Annotated in this window: 17 protein-coding genes; 13 read left to right on the plus strand and 4 right to left on the minus strand. The window is 59.3% G+C overall.

Annotated features, from left to right (window positions below; all coding sequences use genetic code 11):
* Window positions 1-40: 40 nt before the first annotated feature.
* Both yaaA and G5221_RS09560 read left to right on the plus strand, forming a co-directional pair.
* Complete coding sequence (gene yaaA / locus G5221_RS09555) at window positions 41-814, plus strand: peroxide stress protein YaaA (protein ID WP_421263166.1); 774 nt, start codon at window positions 41-43, stop codon at window positions 812-814.
* Window positions 815-1008: 194 nt separating this feature from the next.
* Window positions 1009-1434 (plus strand): hypothetical protein, encoded by a 426-nt coding sequence (locus G5221_RS09560; RefSeq protein ID WP_005340360.1) that lies wholly within the window; start codon window positions 1009-1011, stop codon window positions 1432-1434.
* Window positions 1435-1792: 358 nt separating this feature from the next.
* On the opposite strand, the gene G5221_RS09565 is transcribed toward G5221_RS09560, so the two are convergent.
* Together G5221_RS09565 and arfB are read right to left on the minus strand one after the other, a co-directional pair.
* Complete coding sequence (locus G5221_RS09565) at window positions 1793-2284, minus strand: methylated-DNA--[protein]-cysteine S-methyltransferase (protein ID WP_128834955.1); 492 nt, start codon at window positions 2282-2284, stop codon at window positions 1793-1795.
* Window positions 2285-2305: 21 nt separating this feature from the next.
* Entirely contained in the window at window positions 2306-2722 is a 417-nt protein-coding gene (gene arfB / locus G5221_RS09570) for an alternative ribosome rescue aminoacyl-tRNA hydrolase ArfB (protein ID WP_110304039.1), read from the minus strand.
* Window positions 2723-2923: 201 nt separating this feature from the next.
* Here arfB and glnK point away from each other — a divergent pair, with 201 nt between their 5' ends.
* The 5 genes from glnK (at window position 2924) to G5221_RS09595 (ending at window position 8318) form a co-directional block, all read left to right on the plus strand.
* Window positions 2924-3262 (plus strand): P-II family nitrogen regulator, encoded by a 339-nt coding sequence (glnK, locus tag G5221_RS09575; protein WP_005341406.1) that lies wholly within the window; start codon window positions 2924-2926, stop codon window positions 3260-3262.
* Between the two features lie 258 nt (window positions 3263-3520).
* Entirely contained in the window at window positions 3521-4528 is a 1008-nt protein-coding gene (locus tag G5221_RS09580) for a Fe(3+) ABC transporter substrate-binding protein (protein WP_021230948.1), read from the plus strand.
* 39 nt (window positions 4529-4567) lie between these two features.
* Window positions 4568-6193 (plus strand): ABC transporter permease, encoded by a 1626-nt coding sequence (locus G5221_RS09585; RefSeq protein ID WP_266134743.1) that lies wholly within the window; start codon window positions 4568-4570, stop codon window positions 6191-6193.
* A gap of 81 nt (window positions 6194-6274) precedes the next feature.
* The gene (locus G5221_RS09590) at window positions 6275-7309 is read left to right on the plus strand and encodes an ABC transporter ATP-binding protein (protein WP_266134744.1); all 1035 of its coding nucleotides are present in this window, start codon (window positions 6275-6277) and stop codon (window positions 7307-7309) included.
* 103 nt (window positions 7310-7412) lie between these two features.
* Window positions 7413-8318, plus strand: a complete 906-nt coding sequence (locus G5221_RS09595; protein WP_266134745.1) for a Dyp-type peroxidase — start codon at window positions 7413-7415, stop codon at window positions 8316-8318.
* Between the two features lie 90 nt (window positions 8319-8408).
* On the opposite strand, the gene argR is transcribed toward G5221_RS09595, so the two are convergent.
* Entirely contained in the window at window positions 8409-8879 is a 471-nt protein-coding gene (gene argR / locus G5221_RS09600; protein ID WP_005340378.1) for a transcriptional regulator ArgR, read from the minus strand.
* A 201-nt stretch (window positions 8880-9080) separates the two neighbouring features.
* Between argR and G5221_RS09605 the strand changes: the two genes are divergently transcribed.
* From G5221_RS09605 to G5221_RS09630, 6 genes are all read left to right on the plus strand, one after another.
* Entirely contained in the window at window positions 9081-9821 is a 741-nt protein-coding gene (locus tag G5221_RS09605) for an ATP-binding cassette domain-containing protein (RefSeq protein WP_005357971.1), read from the plus strand.
* Between the two features lie 24 nt (window positions 9822-9845).
* Window positions 9846-10583 (plus strand): transporter substrate-binding domain-containing protein, encoded by a 738-nt coding sequence (locus tag G5221_RS09610; RefSeq protein ID WP_040067430.1) that lies wholly within the window; start codon window positions 9846-9848, stop codon window positions 10581-10583.
* Between the two features lie 3 nt (window positions 10584-10586).
* Window positions 10587-11237 carry an arginine ABC transporter permease ArtQ gene (gene artQ / locus G5221_RS09615; protein WP_005341398.1) on the plus strand — a complete coding sequence of 217 codons (651 nt, stop codon included), beginning with the start codon at window positions 10587-10589 and terminating at the stop codon, window positions 11235-11237.
* A 3-nt stretch (window positions 11238-11240) separates the two neighbouring features.
* Window positions 11241-11903: an arginine ABC transporter permease ArtM gene (gene artM / locus G5221_RS09620; RefSeq protein WP_421212785.1), complete on the plus strand. Its 663-nt coding sequence runs from the start codon at window positions 11241-11243 to the stop codon at window positions 11901-11903.
* Between the two features lie 221 nt (window positions 11904-12124).
* The gene (gene mdh / locus G5221_RS09625; protein WP_236325211.1) at window positions 12125-13060 is read left to right on the plus strand and encodes a malate dehydrogenase; all 936 of its coding nucleotides are present in this window, start codon (window positions 12125-12127) and stop codon (window positions 13058-13060) included.
* 395 nt (window positions 13061-13455) lie between these two features.
* Complete coding sequence (locus G5221_RS09630) at window positions 13456-14040, plus strand: tetratricopeptide repeat protein (protein ID WP_041202422.1); 585 nt, start codon at window positions 13456-13458, stop codon at window positions 14038-14040.
* Between the two features lie 99 nt (window positions 14041-14139).
* Here G5221_RS09630 and hmpA read toward each other — a convergent pair whose 3' ends face one another.
* Window positions 14140-15333, minus strand: a complete 1194-nt coding sequence (gene hmpA / locus G5221_RS09635) for an NO-inducible flavohemoprotein (RefSeq protein WP_421263167.1) — start codon at window positions 15331-15333, stop codon at window positions 14140-14142.
* Window positions 15334-15398 lie beyond the last annotated feature (65 nt).

The raw sequence follows: 15398 nt of genomic DNA on the forward strand, positions 1-15398 counted from the left end.
GGCCGATCCGCTGTTCGGCCCCTAGCCAGAAAGGAACGTTATGCTGATTGTGGTTTCCCCGGCCAAGACGCTGGATTACGAGTCACCGCTGGTGACACCCCGTTTCACCCAACCCGAGCTGCTGGATCACTCCGCCGAACTGATTAGCTGGGCCCGCCAACTGAGCCCTGACCAGATCGCCACTCTGATGAAGATCAGCGACAAGCTGGCCGGTCTCAATGCCGCCCGTTTTGCCGAGTGGCAGCCAGATTTCACCCCCGCCAATGCCCGTCAGGCGCTGCTGGCCTTCAAGGGGGATGTCTACACCGGTTTGGCGGTAGAGGATTTCAGCGAGGCCGATTTTGACTTCGCTCAGGCACACCTGCGGATGCTCTCCGGCCTCTATGGAGTGTTGCGTCCCCTCGACCTGATGATGCCCTATCGACTGGAGATGGGGACCAGGCTCGACAATAGTCGCGGCAAGGATCTCTACCAGTTCTGGGGGGAGGTGATCACTCATCACCTCAACGACGCGCTGGCAGCCCAGGGGGATGAGGTGCTGATCAATCTGGCCTCCGACGAGTATTTCAAGTCGGTACGACCCAAGAGCCTGAAAGGGCGGATCGTCACGCCGGTGTTCAAGGATGAGAAGAACGGCCAGTTCAAGATCATCAGCTTCTACGCCAAGAAGGCGCGCGGCATGATGGCTCGCCACATCATCAAGCACCGTCTGACCGAGGTGGAGCAGCTGACCGGTTTCAACGCCGAGGGCTACTACTTCGTACCGGAAGAGTCGGACGCCAATACTCTGATGTTTAAACGCGCCGAAAATTAATTACAAAAAGAGGGAACCAATCTTTCGACCCGCGGGTCTGAATATGTGAATCCTCTGTTGTAAGCACTTTTTATTCGCCGACGTTTGATACGTCGGCTTTTTTATTGCCGTTTTTATTGTCCATCGATTGCCTTCGCCGGGACTATGTGGTTCAGATAGACTCAAGACAGGGAGCGAGTCGTCGTGAGGTGAATATGGAACAGAAAAATGCCATTCGGCAGGTTGCCGTACCTTGGGCTCCGTCCCGCCAGCTACCGCCCGGGCTGGTCGTTGCCGAGCTGCATCAGGATCTCTGGAGCGACTCTCTGACCATCATGCTGGGGCGGGCACGCAGCATCGATCTGCCCCCGCAAATCCTCTGCCGGGTCTATTTTCGCCATATCTACGCCCTGCGGGTTATCGAGGATTGTGATCTGGCCGAGGGGAAGGATAGCCACGCCATCGAAGAGCAGATCCAGCTCATCACCCCATCCCGTTTTGCCAGCTGGTTCCATCAGGAGTCGGACGGCCTGCATCTGGATGAAGATCTGCAGCACTATCGCATCTCCACTTGGGATTATTGCGCCGATGTGCTGACCTCTTCTGCGCCAGAGCTGCAGTTCCTGCCCCAGAGCGAGTAGCCAGCGATAACGCCAGAGGCCAAGGGGGATCCTTCGTCTCTTGTCTTTGTGGAGGTGCAGAGCGTGCGATGCTCAGGTCACTCAGTCAGAGGGTGGCCTGTTGTGTTGCCACAAAAAAAGCGCCTCAGAGGAGGCGCGGGGAAAAAGACAGATTGGAAGCGTCACATGGGTGCTACTTGAATCAGCGAATGAGCCGTGCCATTCAAGTATGGAGCTATCATGCCAAGCTCAATCTGAAGTAGTTCTGAGGCGATTCTTCATTTTCTGTTCATCTTGTCAGCAAAGCGTGGCCACTGATTGAAATCCTTTTCATTCTGGTCGCGATATTGTCCCGCCCCTCTCCGGGGCGGTCATCGTCTCATGGGGCCAGCTCGAATGCTGTGCCTGCCTGTTCCAGTGCCAGCAACCAGCGCTTGATGGGAATGCCGCCAGCATAGCCGGTCAGCTCGCCGCTGCGTCCGATCACCCGATGGCAGGGCACAATGATGCTCAGCGGATTGCGCCCGTTGGCAGCGCCCACAGCCCGGACCGCCTTGGGATTGCCTATCGCCTGGGCAATCTCGAGATAGCTCACGGTCTCGCCATAGGGGATATCACACAAAGCGTTCCACACCGTTTGCTGGAACGGGGTGCCCTTCGCAGCCATGGGCAGATCGAACTGCTGCAATTTTCCGGCGAAATAGGCGGTGAACTGCTCGACGAAAGGAGCAAGATCCAGGTCATCACGCAGCCACTCATCGGTCGGAGTTACCGGCTGCTCCCCCTGCACAAACTCCACATAGCGCAGGCCATCCTGATCGATGGCAATGAGCAGGGGGCCACGGGCACTGTCGCAAAAGCTGTATTTCATTCTGTCATCCTCAGGCCAGGGTTAGTCCAACACAAGCTTGCCGCGGGTGGATTTGATATCCCCCTTGCGCTTTTTGGCATCAACCCGTTTGCGCTGGGAGCTGCGGGTCGGCTTGGTGGCATGACGAGCCTTGGGGCGCCAGGCTGCTTTCTTCAGCAACTCCACCAGACGGCTCATCGCCTCCTTGCGGTTCATGTCCTGGCTGCGATGGCTCTCGACCCGGATCAGGATAAAGCCGTCGTGTACCCGGCTGTCGCTCAGCTTGTCGAGACCCTCCTTGTAGAGAGGCGTCAGGCTGGGAGAGTTGCGGTAATCGAAGCGCAACCAGACGGCGGAGTCGGTCTTGTTGACGTGCTGTCCACCGTTGCCCTGTGCCCGCATGGTCTGAAATTGCAGCTCATGCCAGGGAATCGTGACGCTGTTGGAGATAACTAACATGCTGTTTTGCTCTTGTTTGGTGCATACCCGCTGACCGCTGCAGCATGGTGCCTCATTATGGGGCGTGCTGGCCGGTTATGGGGATGAGCCTGACGAATGGCGCCGGCATTAAACTCTATCTACATGAAATATAACAATAAAAATACTTGGCATAAGAATTGAAACCCGATTCATGACACACCATGGATTGGGAGCAACCAGATGAAGCTGATTAGTGCGATTATCAAACCGTTCAAGTTGGACGATGTCCGCGAGGCTATTGCCAACCTGGGGGTGGAAGGGCTGACCGTGTCCGAGGTCAAGGGATTTGGCCGCCAAAAGGGACACACCGAATTATACCGGGGAGCCGAGTATCAGGTCGACTTCCTGCCCAAGGTGAAGCTGGAGATTGCTACCGCCGATGATAACGTGGAAGGGGTGATCGAGGCGATCTGCAAGGCGGCCTATACCGGCAAGATCGGCGACGGCAAGATTTTTGTCTACGACTTGCTGCAAGCGGTGCGCATCCGCACCGGCGAGAGTGACGACGAGGCGCTGTGATGAACCGCATCCGTGACGTACAGATCTGTTGACCTCCCGACCTCGGGGCATCCCGATGGCGTGAGCGCTTATTGAAGCCTGATCAACATAACGTTTTGCTCAGGAGAGGCCGAATGGGATTCCATCCGGCCCTTTTCATTTATGGGCGATTAAATATGTGATGTGGCGACGGCGAGCTTTCTTGATCCGCTTATAAGATGTATGCAGAATGCAAACGGAAATCGTTATCACTCTGTATAGCTAATCAAGGAATGGATGATGAAAATGAAGATGTTGGCACTGGCTTTCTCTGCGTTGGCGGCTCAGTCGGCATTGGCGGCCGGGGAAGTGAATGTCTACTCCAACCGCCAGGATGAGCTGATCAAGCCCATCATCCAGCAGTTCGAGAAGGAATCTGGCATCAAGGTGAACGTGGTGTTCGCCAAAGAGGGGTTGAACGAGCGTCTGGAGCGGGAAGGCAAACTCTCTCCGGCCGACCTGATGCTGACCGTCGATATCAGCCGTCTGACCGATCTGGTGGACAAGGGGCTGGTGCAGCCGGTAGACAGCAAGATCCTGCAGGAGAACATCCCCGCCATCTATCGTGATCCGGAGAATCGCTGGTTCGCCCTGACCACCCGGGTTCGCGCCATCTACTCCAGCAAGGATCGCCTCGGCAAGCTCGAGACCATCAGCTACGAAGACTTGGCCAAGCCTGAATTCAAAGGAAAAATCTGCACCCGCAGCGGCAAGCATGAGTACAATGTGGCGCTGGTCTCCTCCATGATTGCCCATCACGGTATGGCCGAGACCAAAACCTGGCTGGAAGGGGTCAAGGCCAACCTGGCGCGCAAGCCGCAGGGCAACGACCGGGATCAGGTCAAGGCGATCAAGGATGGTATCTGTGACGTGTCACTCGGCAACAGCTACTATCTGGGCGCCATGTTGAAAGATCCGGCGCAGAAGTCCTGGGCGGATGCGGTCTATATCAACTTCCCGAACCAGGCTGACCGCGGTGCCCACGTCAACGTGAGCGGCGTGGCCATGACCAAGTATGCCAAGAACAAGGCCGAGGCCCAGAAGCTGATGGAGTTTCTGGCTGGCGACACCGCCCAGCACATGTATGCGGACGTGAACGCCGAATATCCGGTCAAGGCCGGAGTCGAGCCTTCCGCCATGGTCAAGTCCTGGGGCAGTTTCAAGTCTGACGCACTACCGGTCAGCGATTACGCCAAGCACCGCAAGGACGCCTTGCAGTTGCTGGATGAAGTGAAGTTCGATTTGTAATCAGATGGGGCCAACGGCCCCATCAACATCTGTGGTCTCATGAAAAATTTTGGATGGATGACCGGCAGCTGGGCCATCGCCCTGCTGCTGGGTTTACCGGTTATAGCCCTGCTTTTCTCTGCCTTCTCGGCTGAGGGGGAGCTGTTTCGCCACCTCGCCGATACCGTGCTGCTCGATTATCTGGGCAATACCCTGGGGCTGGTGGTCGGCGTAGTATTGCTCAGCTTGCTGTTTGGCGTGCCTACCGCCTGGCTGGTGGCCATGTGTCAGGTACCGGGGCGGCGCGCCCTGCAGTGGGCTTTGATGCTGCCAATGGCCATGCCCTCCTATATCGTCGCCTACGTCTATACCGACCTGCTCGACTACTCGGGCCCGCTACAAGCTGGGTTGCGAACACTCTTTGGCTGGAACAGTCCGGCCGATTACTGGTTTCCTGCCATTCGCTCCCTTGGTGGCGCAGCCTGGGTGCTGGCACTGGTGCTGTTCCCCTATGTCTATTTGCTGACCCGCGCCTCCTTTCTGGAGCAGTCAGTCAGCCTCATTCATTCCAGCCGCCTGCTCGGCTGTACCCCGTGGCAGAGCTTTCGCCGCCTCAGTCTGCCGCTGGCGCGCCCGGCCATCATGGTGGCGGTGTCGTTGGTGGCGATGGAGACGTTGGCCGATTTCGCCACCGTCCACTTCTTTGCCATCAACACCCTGACCACGGCGGTCTACGACACCTGGCTCGGCTATGGCAGTCTGGCCACCGCGGCCAAACTCTCCTGCCTGATGTTGCTGGCAGTGGTGCTGTTGATCGCGCTGGAGCGCCGCTCTCGCAGTCGGCAGCAGGTGTTCCAGAAGTCCATGGGTCATGAGCAGCCGCTGCGCTATCCGCTCAAGGGGATGAGTCGCGCTCTGGCCGCTTTTTGGTGCTGGGGGCTGGTGCTGGCCGGTTTCGGCCTGCCGTTCGTCATCCTGCTCGATTACGGGGTGCGCTACTTCGAGTTGTCGTGGACGCCGGAGTTTGTCCGCTTCGCCGGCAACAGTCTGCTCATCTCGGCGTTGACCGCCCTGCTGGCGATGGGCATCGCCCTGCTGCTCGGCTTCTTCCGTCGTCTCGATGGCGGGATCAAGAGTCTGCTGCCGCTGCGCATCGCCGCCATGGGCTACGCCATGCCGGGTACCGTGCTCGCCATCGGGGTGCTGGTGCCGCTCACCGCCCTCGACTTTGCCATCAACGATCTGGCCGAGTGGCTGGGGCGTCAGGGCCCGGGCCTGCTGCTGACCGGCACCATCACCGCCATCGTGTTCGGTTATCTGGTACGCTTTGTGGCCATCGCCATCGGCTCGGTGGAGAGCAGTATGGGCAAGATCTCCCCCAGCCTCGACATGGCTGCCCGCTCTCTTGGGCAAGGGGATGGCGGCATGCTGCGCCGGGTCCATCTGCCGCTGGTGCGCCGTGGCCTGTTTGCCGGTGCCATGCTGGTGTTCATCGAATCCATGAAGGAGCTGCCCGCCGCTCTGCTGCTGCGGCCGTTCAACTTCGATACTCTGGCGACCCACGTCTATCAGTTCGTCTCGGACGAGATGCTGGAGCGCGGCGCGCTGGGGGCTATCGTCATTGTGCTGGTGGGGCTGTTGCCGCTGATCTGGGTCAACCGCAGTCTGGACAGTCCGGGCCACTGAGTCGCCGCGTCGGTCAATGAAATTGCATGCGGTGTGCTGAACCGAAGGCAGCGCGCCGCCAGAAACGAGAGGAAGTCAGCCTTGTCCTGTTTGCAGGTTGAAAATGTCAGCTGCCGTTACAACGGCCGCAATGTGCTGGAGCAGCTCTCCCTGACGGTGGCAGACAACGAGATCGTCTGCCTGCTGGGAGCCAGTGGCTGCGGCAAAACCACGCTGCTCAAGGCTATCGCCGGGCTGCTGCCGCTGGCAGAGGGCTCGATTCGCCTCGGCGATATCCTGCTCGACGGGCCGGGTGCCAGCGTGCCGCCCGAGGCGCGCAATATCGGGATGATCTTTCAGGATTACGCCCTCTTCCCCCACCTGACGGTAGCTGACAATGTCGGTTTCGGGCTGACCAAACTCGACCGCGGTGCCCGACAGCAGCAGGTGGACGAGGCGCTGGCGCTGGTCAATCTGCAGGGGCTGGGGGATCGCTATCCTCACCAGCTCTCCGGTGGCCAGCAGCAGCGAGTGGCTATCGCTCGGGCGCTGGTGTGCAAGCCGCGGCTGATGCTGCTGGATGAGCCCTTCTCCAACATCGATACCCAGGTGCGGATGAAGTTGATCCTCGAGATCCGCGCCCTGCTCAAGCAGCAGGGGATCGGCGCCATCTTCGTCAGCCACAGCAAGGAGGAGGCGTTCGCCTTCGCCGATCGGCTGGCGCTGTTTCGCGCCGGTCACATCGAGCAGGTGGGCCAGCCTGAGCAGCTCTATCGCCGCCCGCAAAACCGCTTCGTGGCGGAGTTTCTCGGCGGGGTCAACTATCTGGCTGCCGAGGTGGTGGACAGCCACTGCGTGCAGACGGCACTCGGGGTCATTTGTGGCAGCGAGCCTCATGGCCGCGCGGTGGGTGAGCAGTTGCAGCTGATGCTCAGACCCCAGCAGTTGTTGCTGGAGAGCGCCGCAGATGGCGAGCTCAAGGTGGTGGAGCAGCAGTTCCTCGGCCACCACTGCCGGGTGCTGTTCGAGTGTGGCGATCTGCAGCTGGAGGCGAGCATTGGCGAGCCCCTTGATGGGATGCGGGCACGGATCAAGGTCGCCCCCCATGGGCTGGTGTTGTTTGATCCTTTGCCCTGAACGCGTGATATCGTCGTGAAATCAAAGAACTGGATCCACTCTGGTTTATAATCGCGCAACGCAAATAGCCCGTAACGCTAACGCCTACTCAGGGGAGAGATTTATGAAAGCCCAAGCCGGGATCTGCGCAGAGCCGAATCTGCACGCCCTCTATCTGATGTTCAATCGCACTGGTGACGCCGCCGAACTGGTCGGCCGTCTGGCCAAACTGCCCGCCCTGTGGCAGGCGGTCGCCGCCGATTTCCCCGATGCCGGTTTCAGCGGTCTGGTTGCCGTTGGCGCCGATGCCTGGGATGGTCTCTACCCTGCCGCCCGTCCGCCCCAGTTCCGCAGCTTTATGGCGCAATCCGCCAACGGTCAGGAAGCCCCCAACACCCCGTTTGATCTCTTTATTCAGCTGCGCGCCGATCGGGTGGATGTGCTGCACCACGCCGGTCACCGTGTGATGGCGCTGCTGGCCGGACTGGTCGAGCTGGCCGAAGAGGTGCGTGGCTTCCGCAACCTGGATTGCCGCGACCTGACTGGTTTCGTCGATGGCACCGAGAACCCGCAGGATGCACACCGTGCCGAAGTGGCGCTGGTGGCCGATGGCGAGTTTGCCGGTGGCTCCTACATCCACGTTCAGCGCTGGGTCCACGCCATGAGCGACTGGGAGAAGCTGGCGCAGAAAGAGCAGGAAGACATTATCGGTCGCACCAAGCCCGACAACATCGAGTATGAGTCTGCTGCCAAGCCGCTGACCGCCCACATCAAGCGGGTCAACCTCAAGACCCCGAAAGGGGAGTCCATGGAGATCCTGCGCCAGAGCATGCCCTGGGGCACCATGACCGAGCAGGGGCTCTATTTCATCTCCTGCTGCCGTACACCGCAGCACTTCAACGCCATGCTGGCCAGCATGTACAAGGGGGAGGGCAGCCACTTCGACCACCTGCTGCGCTTCACCAAGGCAGTGACCGGCGCGGCTTTCTTCGCCCCATCGGAAGGTTTTCTGATGGCGCAGGGCAAATAAGCCCGCCTGACGAAGACTCAGAAAACAAAAATCCCGGCCTTGGCCGGGATTTTTCGTTCTGGCGTGACCGCTATGACGCGGTGGCGGCCATTACGGAGTCTGTTCGAACAGCTCGAGGGCGGAGAGGTAGAGCTCTTCGATATCGGTGTCGCTGGTCGGGGTGATGAAGATGGTGTCATCACCGGCGATGGTACCGAGGATCCCCTCTGCCTTGCCGAGGGAGTCGAGCAGGCGGGCGATCAGCTGGGCTGCGCCCGGGCTGGTGTGGATCACTACCAGTGCGCCGTTGTGGTCGACGTCCAGCACCAGATTCTTGAGCGGGCTGGAGGTGGTGGGTACGCCCAGTTCCACCGGCAGGCAGTAGACCATCTCCATCTTGGCGTTGCGAGTGCGAACGGCGCCGAAGCGGCTCAGCATGCGCGATACCTTGGACTGGTTGATGTTCTCGAAGCCCAGCTCTTGCAGGGCGGTGACGATTTCTGCCTGGGAGCCAAAGCGCTCTTCTTTCAGCAAGGCTTTAAAGGCCTTGGCCAGTTTTTCTTGCTTGTCGTTGTGTTTCATCTTGGTCTCACGAATGAGGAGGTGTGGCGGCCTGTGCGATACAGGCGGCAGATACGAACAGCGGGGCCATTTTGCATTCATATGCCGTTTTTTGCAAGGAAGCGGCGCTTGTTCTGCATATTGATTCAAAAATGGCTTGCATCAACCTTTATTAGGGATAGAATCGGGATGAAATTTTGAAAACTTATTCAATTGGGCTGTATGGGTATTGAATTAATAGGTATCGAGAAGTCCTGGCACAAGGTGCCGGTTCTGCAACAGGTCAGCTTTCGGACATCCCCCGGTGAAACCTTGGTGTTGCTGGGCCCGAGCGGTGCTGGCAAGAGTTCCCTGCTACGGATGATGAACCTACTGGATACCCCGGATGCGGGTGTTCTGCGGATTGGTGAAAGTGAATTTTCTTTCCCGAACTCCCTCTCTGCTGCCGAATTCAACCGCCAGTCCCAACTGCTGCGTCGCAAGGTGGGGATGGTGTTCCAGCAGTACAATCTCTGGCCACATCTCACTGTGATGGAGAATCTGATTGAAGCGCCGGTCAAGGTGCTCGGCATGAGCAAGGAGGCCGCCATCGAGAAGGGTGCCTACCTGCTGGCCCAGCTGCAACTGGCCGACAAGCGCGATGCCTGGCCTGCCCGTCTCTCCGGCGGTCAGCAGCAGCGGGTGGCCATTGCCCGTACCCTGATGATGGACCCGGAAGTGCTGCTGTTTGACGAGCCGACAGCTGCCCTCGATCCCGAGATCACCAAGGAGGTGGCCGAGATCATCCGTAACCTGAGCCAGACCGGCATTACCCAAGTGGTGGTGACCCACGAGGTCGACTTTGCCCGCAAGGTAGCCAGCCAGGTGATTTATCTGGAGAAGGGGCGGATCATCGAATCCGGCACCGCTGCCATTTTCCAATCCCCGCAAACCAGCCGGTTTGCCGAATTCTTGATGCATTGATATTGAATCGATAAGGAAGCTGTCATGAAAAAGAGTCTGTTGTTGGTTGCTGCCATGGGCCTGTTGAGTACCTCCGCCATGGCCAAAGAGATCAAGTTCGCCACCGAGGCCACCTACGCGCCGTTCGAATACCTGGATGACAAGAACGAGTTTCAGGGTTTTGACATCGATCTGGCCCGCGCCATCTGCGAGCAGGCCAAGCTGGAGTGCAGCTTCCACAACCAGGCCTTTGACAGCCTGATCCCTAGCCTGAAATTCCGTCGCTACGATGCCGCCATCGCCGCCATGGACGTGACCCCGGAGCGGGCCGCGCAGGTCGACTTCTCCGACATCTACTACGAGAACTCGGCAGTATTCGTCGCCAAGAAAGGTGCCTTCAAGGGGCCGGAAGAGATGGTCGACAAGACAGTCGGTGTGCAGAACGGTACCTCTCACCAGTCCTATCTGGTGGATAACTGGGTGAGCAAGGGCCTGCTGACCGTGCCGTACGCCAGCTACCAGAGCGCCTTCCTCGACATGATGAATGGCCGTACCGACGGTGTCTTTGCCGATACCGCCGTTGCTGCCGATTGGCTGAAGCAGCACAAGGAGTATGCGGTGGTGGGTGCGCCGGTGACGGATGCCAAGTACTTCGGTACCGGCTTTGGCATCGCGGTCGCCAAGGGCAATCAGGAGCTGCTGACCCAGCTGAACAAGGGGCTGGCCGAGATCAAGGCCAACGGCACCTATCAGAAAATCTTCGACAAATACTTCGCGCAGTAAGCCATGTTGAGCCTGTTGTTGGATGCAGCCTGGATGACCCTCGGGCTGGCCCTGGCATCACTGGTCGGGGGCATGGTATTGGCACTGGCGTTCAGTGCCGCCGAGCTCAGCAAGCAGCGGGCGCTGATGTGGCCGGTAGCCACCCTGACCACGCTGATCCGTGGCCTGCCCGAGTTGCTGGTGGTGCTGTTCATCTACTTCGGCTCGACCCAGGTGCTGTTCCTCATCACTGGCGAGTATGTGGAGTTCAGCCCGTTCGCCTGTGGCGTGCTGGCGCTCTCCCTGCTGTTCGCCAGCTATGCGACCCAGACCCTGCGGGCGGCGCTCAATGCGGTGCCTTCAGGTCAACGGTTGGCGGCGCTGGCGTTGGGTTTGAGCAAGAGCCACATCTTCTTTCGCATCGTGTTGCCGCAGGCGTGGCGCCATGCCCTGCCGGGCCTCGGCAACCAGTGGCTGGTGTTGCTGAAAGATACCGCGCTGGTGTCGCTTATCGGGGTCAACGAGATGATGCGTCAGGCCCAGATGGCCTCGGCCAGTACCTATCAGCCCTTCACCTGGTATGCCGCTGCGGCCCTCATCTATCTGGCCATCAGTCTGGTGAGTGAATATGGCCTCGGGCTGGCTGCCCGCTACACCCGCCGCTACGGAGGCTAACTGATGCAAGAGTATCTCGTTACGTTGCTGGGCGGTCTGGTCACCACGCTGGAGCTGACCCTGTTCAGCCTGCTGCTGGGGATTGTGCTGGCGGCCCTGATGACCTGGGTGCTGGAGTTGCGCCTGCCGGTAGCGACCCAGCTGGTGCAGCTGTGGGTGCTGCTCTTTACCGGTACGCCGCTGCTCATTCAGATCTTCCTGATTTACTACGGGCCGGGCCAGTTCGAGTGGCTGAAAGCCAGCCTGCTCTGGCCGCTGCTCAAGCAGCCCTGGTTCTGCGCCGTGCTGGCGCTGGGTCTCAATACGGCGGCCTACTCCACCCGGTTGTTCAAGGGGGCGCTCGATGCCATCCCGGCCGGTGAGGTGGAGGCGTGTCGTGCGCTTGGCTTTAACGGCCGCCAGACCTTGTGGATGAAGGTGCGCCACGCCGCCCGTCATCTGGTGCCTGCCTACTCCAACGAGGTGATCCTGGTGCTCAAGGGGAGCTCCCTCGCCAGTACCATCACCATCATGGACATCATGGGGCTGGCGCAGGGGTTGAACGCCCAGACCTACGATACCCTGGCGGTGTTCGGGGTGGCTGGCGGGCTTTATCTGGCGATGAACGGATTGTTAACAATTGGTTTTCGCTGGTGTGAAAAACGGGCGCTGGCATTCCAATCCTGAGACCCTCAGATCTACCTCTTTATGGTAAGGGGAAGTGCAGAAAAACTGTGCTTCTCCTCCAACTTTTTGTATTTCCCTCCAATTTTTGCTCCCGCATGTTTCGTGGCTCACAGAACCCGTGACTGCAACTGTTATCAGATTGTTTTTTATGGGGGGATCCATTAAGGTTGGGCGCACAACAACAAACAACCTTAAACCTACGCTTAAACATGGAGTTGATCATGAAAGTTGCCGTTCTGGGTGCCGCTGGTGGCATCGGTCAAGCCCTCGCTCTGCTGTTGAAAAACCGTCTGCCGGCTGGCTCCGAGCTGAGCCTGTATGACATCGCCCCGGTTACCCCGGGTGTGGCCGTTGACCTCAGTCATATTCCTACCGACGTCGCCATCAAGGGCTTCTGCGGTGAAGATCCGACTCCTGCGCTGGTTGGGGCCGATGTGGTGCTGATCTCCGCCGGTGTCGCACGCAAGCCGGGGATGGATCGCTCCGACCTGTTCAATATCAACGCCGGTATCGTCAAGAATCTGGTCGAGAAGTGCGCGGCCACTTGCCCGAAAGCGCTGATCGGCATCATCACCAACCCGGTCAACACCACCGTTGCCATCGCCGCCGAAGTGCTGAAGAAAGCCGGTGTCTATGACAAGCGTCGTCTGTTTGGTGTCACCACCCTGGACGTGATCCGCGCCGAGACCTTCGTGGCCGCCGCCAAAGGGTTGAACATCGACAAGGTTCGCGTCAACGTGATCGGTGGTCACAGTGGCGTCACCATTCTGCCGCTGCTCTCCCAGATTGAAGGCGCTTCCTTCACTGCTGAAGAAGTGGCAGCCATGACCAAGCGCATCCAGAATGCCGGTACCGAAGTGGTAGAAGCCAAGGCCGGTGGCGGTTCCGCAACCCTCTCCATGGGTCAGGCGGCTTGCCGTTTTGGTCTCTCCCTCATCAAGGGTCTGCAGGGCGAAGCCAACGTTGTCGAGTGCGCCTATGTGGAAGGCAATGGCGAGCACGCCACCTTCTTCGCGCAGCCGGTACTGCTGGGCAAGAATGGCGTCGAAACCGTACTGGATTACGGCAAGCTGAGCTCCTTCGAGCAGGAAGCGATGGAAGGCATGCTGGCTACCCTGAAAGCCGATATCCAGCTGGGTGTCGATTTCGTCAAGTAAGCGGGTCAACCGTGCCAACAAGGGAGCTTCGGCTCCCTTTTGTATTGATGAGATCCGCCCGGCAGGCTAAGGGGATGGGGCTTGGTGCCGATAACAGAGTGCAGCAGGAGATCCTTATGATGAAACCCCTTACCCTTCTCGTTCTTGTCGGTGCATTCACTGCGCCCCTCTATGGTGCCGAGGCGGTATCGGCTGCCGTATCAAGCGATGCGCCTGCAGCAAGTGCATCGGTACCGACCGCAAGCAGTGCTGCGGTGGCAACGGCCCCTGTCTCTGCTGCTACGCCTGCGACCTCTGAGGCAGCCCCCGTCTTGCTCCCGGCCGAGCCGGTCACGCCCGTTGCCAGCAGTGGCGAGGGGGCCGCGCCGCTGCCAAAACCGGCGGAACCTGCTGCTGTGGTTGCGCCTCCCGCACCTCTGGCCGCTGGCGAGTTGCAGGCGGTGCCGCTCTATCGTCAGGACGAGCTGCTCAACTGGATTGAGCAAGGGCGCCACCTCACTCAGGTGAAGCAGGATCGCTGTCAGCTGACTCAGGATATCGAAGCACGCGCCTCGGTGATGAAGATCCCGGCCTATCAATTCCTCTGGGGGGATATGCTGGCGTGGGGGGTCTGTACCAAACCCAACGCCGAGCTTGGCGTGCAATATATGTGGGAGGCGGCCAATCAGGGGTTGGCGCCGGCGCTGGAGCAGCTGGGCCGCTACTACTGGAAAGGAACTTTGGTACAGAAGGATTTGGTGCGAGCCGAGACCCTGATGCGCGAGGCGGCCAGCCTCGGTTTTCTGCGGGCTCGCATCGAGTGGGTCGAGATGCTGTTGCAGGGGATGGGCAGTCCGCTCGATTATGAGGACGCCTATCGCTGGCTCCATGGCTCCGTCATCGGTGACAAGGCGCTGCACCAGAAGGCGGCGAGTCTGCTCAACCGTCTTGGCAACCGGATGCCGGCCAACGTGGTGGCCCGCGCCAAGGCGATGCACTGATCCAAAAAAATGACCCACAGATCTGCACCTGTGGGTCCGGTTCCAGCCGCCGTGCCATGACAGGCCGGAACCTCCCTCTGTTATATGGCTGCCCGCGCCTTAGAGATCTTGGTGGGGGCCAAAAACTTCGTAATGGAGCTGCCCCGTTGGTACTCCAGCCGCCAGCAGCTGCCGCTTGATCTCCTGCATGAAGCCGACGGGGCCACAGAAGTAGTAGTGGGCCTCTGGCGTGATGCGCTCCTTCACGGCAGTCAGATCTATGGTGCCGGCCAGGTCGTAATCTTCACCCTGTACATCGCTGGCCTCCGGCTCCCGATACCAGACCCGGCTCAGCAAGTTGGGATGCTGGCGGGATTTTTGCTGAATATCCTCCCGGAAGGCGTGTACAGCGCCCTGTTCGCAGGCGTGCAGCCAGGTGATCTCGGCCTGATGAGCACTTTCCAGCAGCTGGTTGAGCATGCTCATCATCGGCGTCACGCCGACACCGGCTGAGAGCAGTACCACCGGGGTCTGGCTGTCGGCTTTCAGGTAGAAATCGCCGGTAGGGGGCATCACCTCGATCTTGTCACCCACCTGCAGGTGATCGTGCAGCAGGTTGGAGACCTGACCCTGTGGCTCGCGTTTGACGCTGATGCGGTAATCCTGTCCATTGGGTGCCTCGGAGAGGGAGTACTGGCGGATCTCCTGATATTCCAGCTCGGGGTGAACCAGCTTGATGCTGAGGTATTGGCCCGGTTTGAAGGTCAATACCGGCTTGCCATCTTCCGGTGCCAGCAGGAAGGAGGTGATGATGGCGCTCTCGGCCCGCTTCTCCTTGATGATGAAGGTGCGGGTACCTTGCCAGCCGCCATCCTGGCTTGCCTTCTCCTGATAGATCTCTCGCTCGCGGCCGATGAAGATGTCGGCCAGCACGCCATACGCCTTGCCCCATGCCTCCAGCACCTCGTCGGTGACCGCACTTCCGCCCAATTCTTTGAGCGTGGCCAAGAGATGACTACCTACAATGTGATATTGTTCCGGCTGGATCAGGAATCCGGTATGTTTGTGTGCAATCCGCTCGACCGCACCGGCGAGTGCTCCCAGATTGTCGATATTCTTGGCATACGCGGCGACTGCATTGAACAGGGCCAGCGGCTGGCCGCCACTACGTTGGTGGGCCAGGTTGAAGATATCTTTCAGCTCCGGGTTATGGCTGAACATCCGCTGATAGAAGTGCTGGGTGAGGGCAGGGCCTGCCGATTCGAGCAGCGGAATGGTGCTTTTGATGACGGCAACGGTGGTTTGATCTAGCATAGGGGCCTCGTTCTAATTGAACATATAAAATGTCATTTAATAAGTGGCATCCTAGATGTTTATTT

This window comes from Aeromonas sp. 602200 (genome assembly GCF_049173895.1).
Classification (GTDB): Bacteria; Pseudomonadota; Gammaproteobacteria; order Enterobacterales; family Aeromonadaceae; genus Aeromonas; species Aeromonas veronii_A.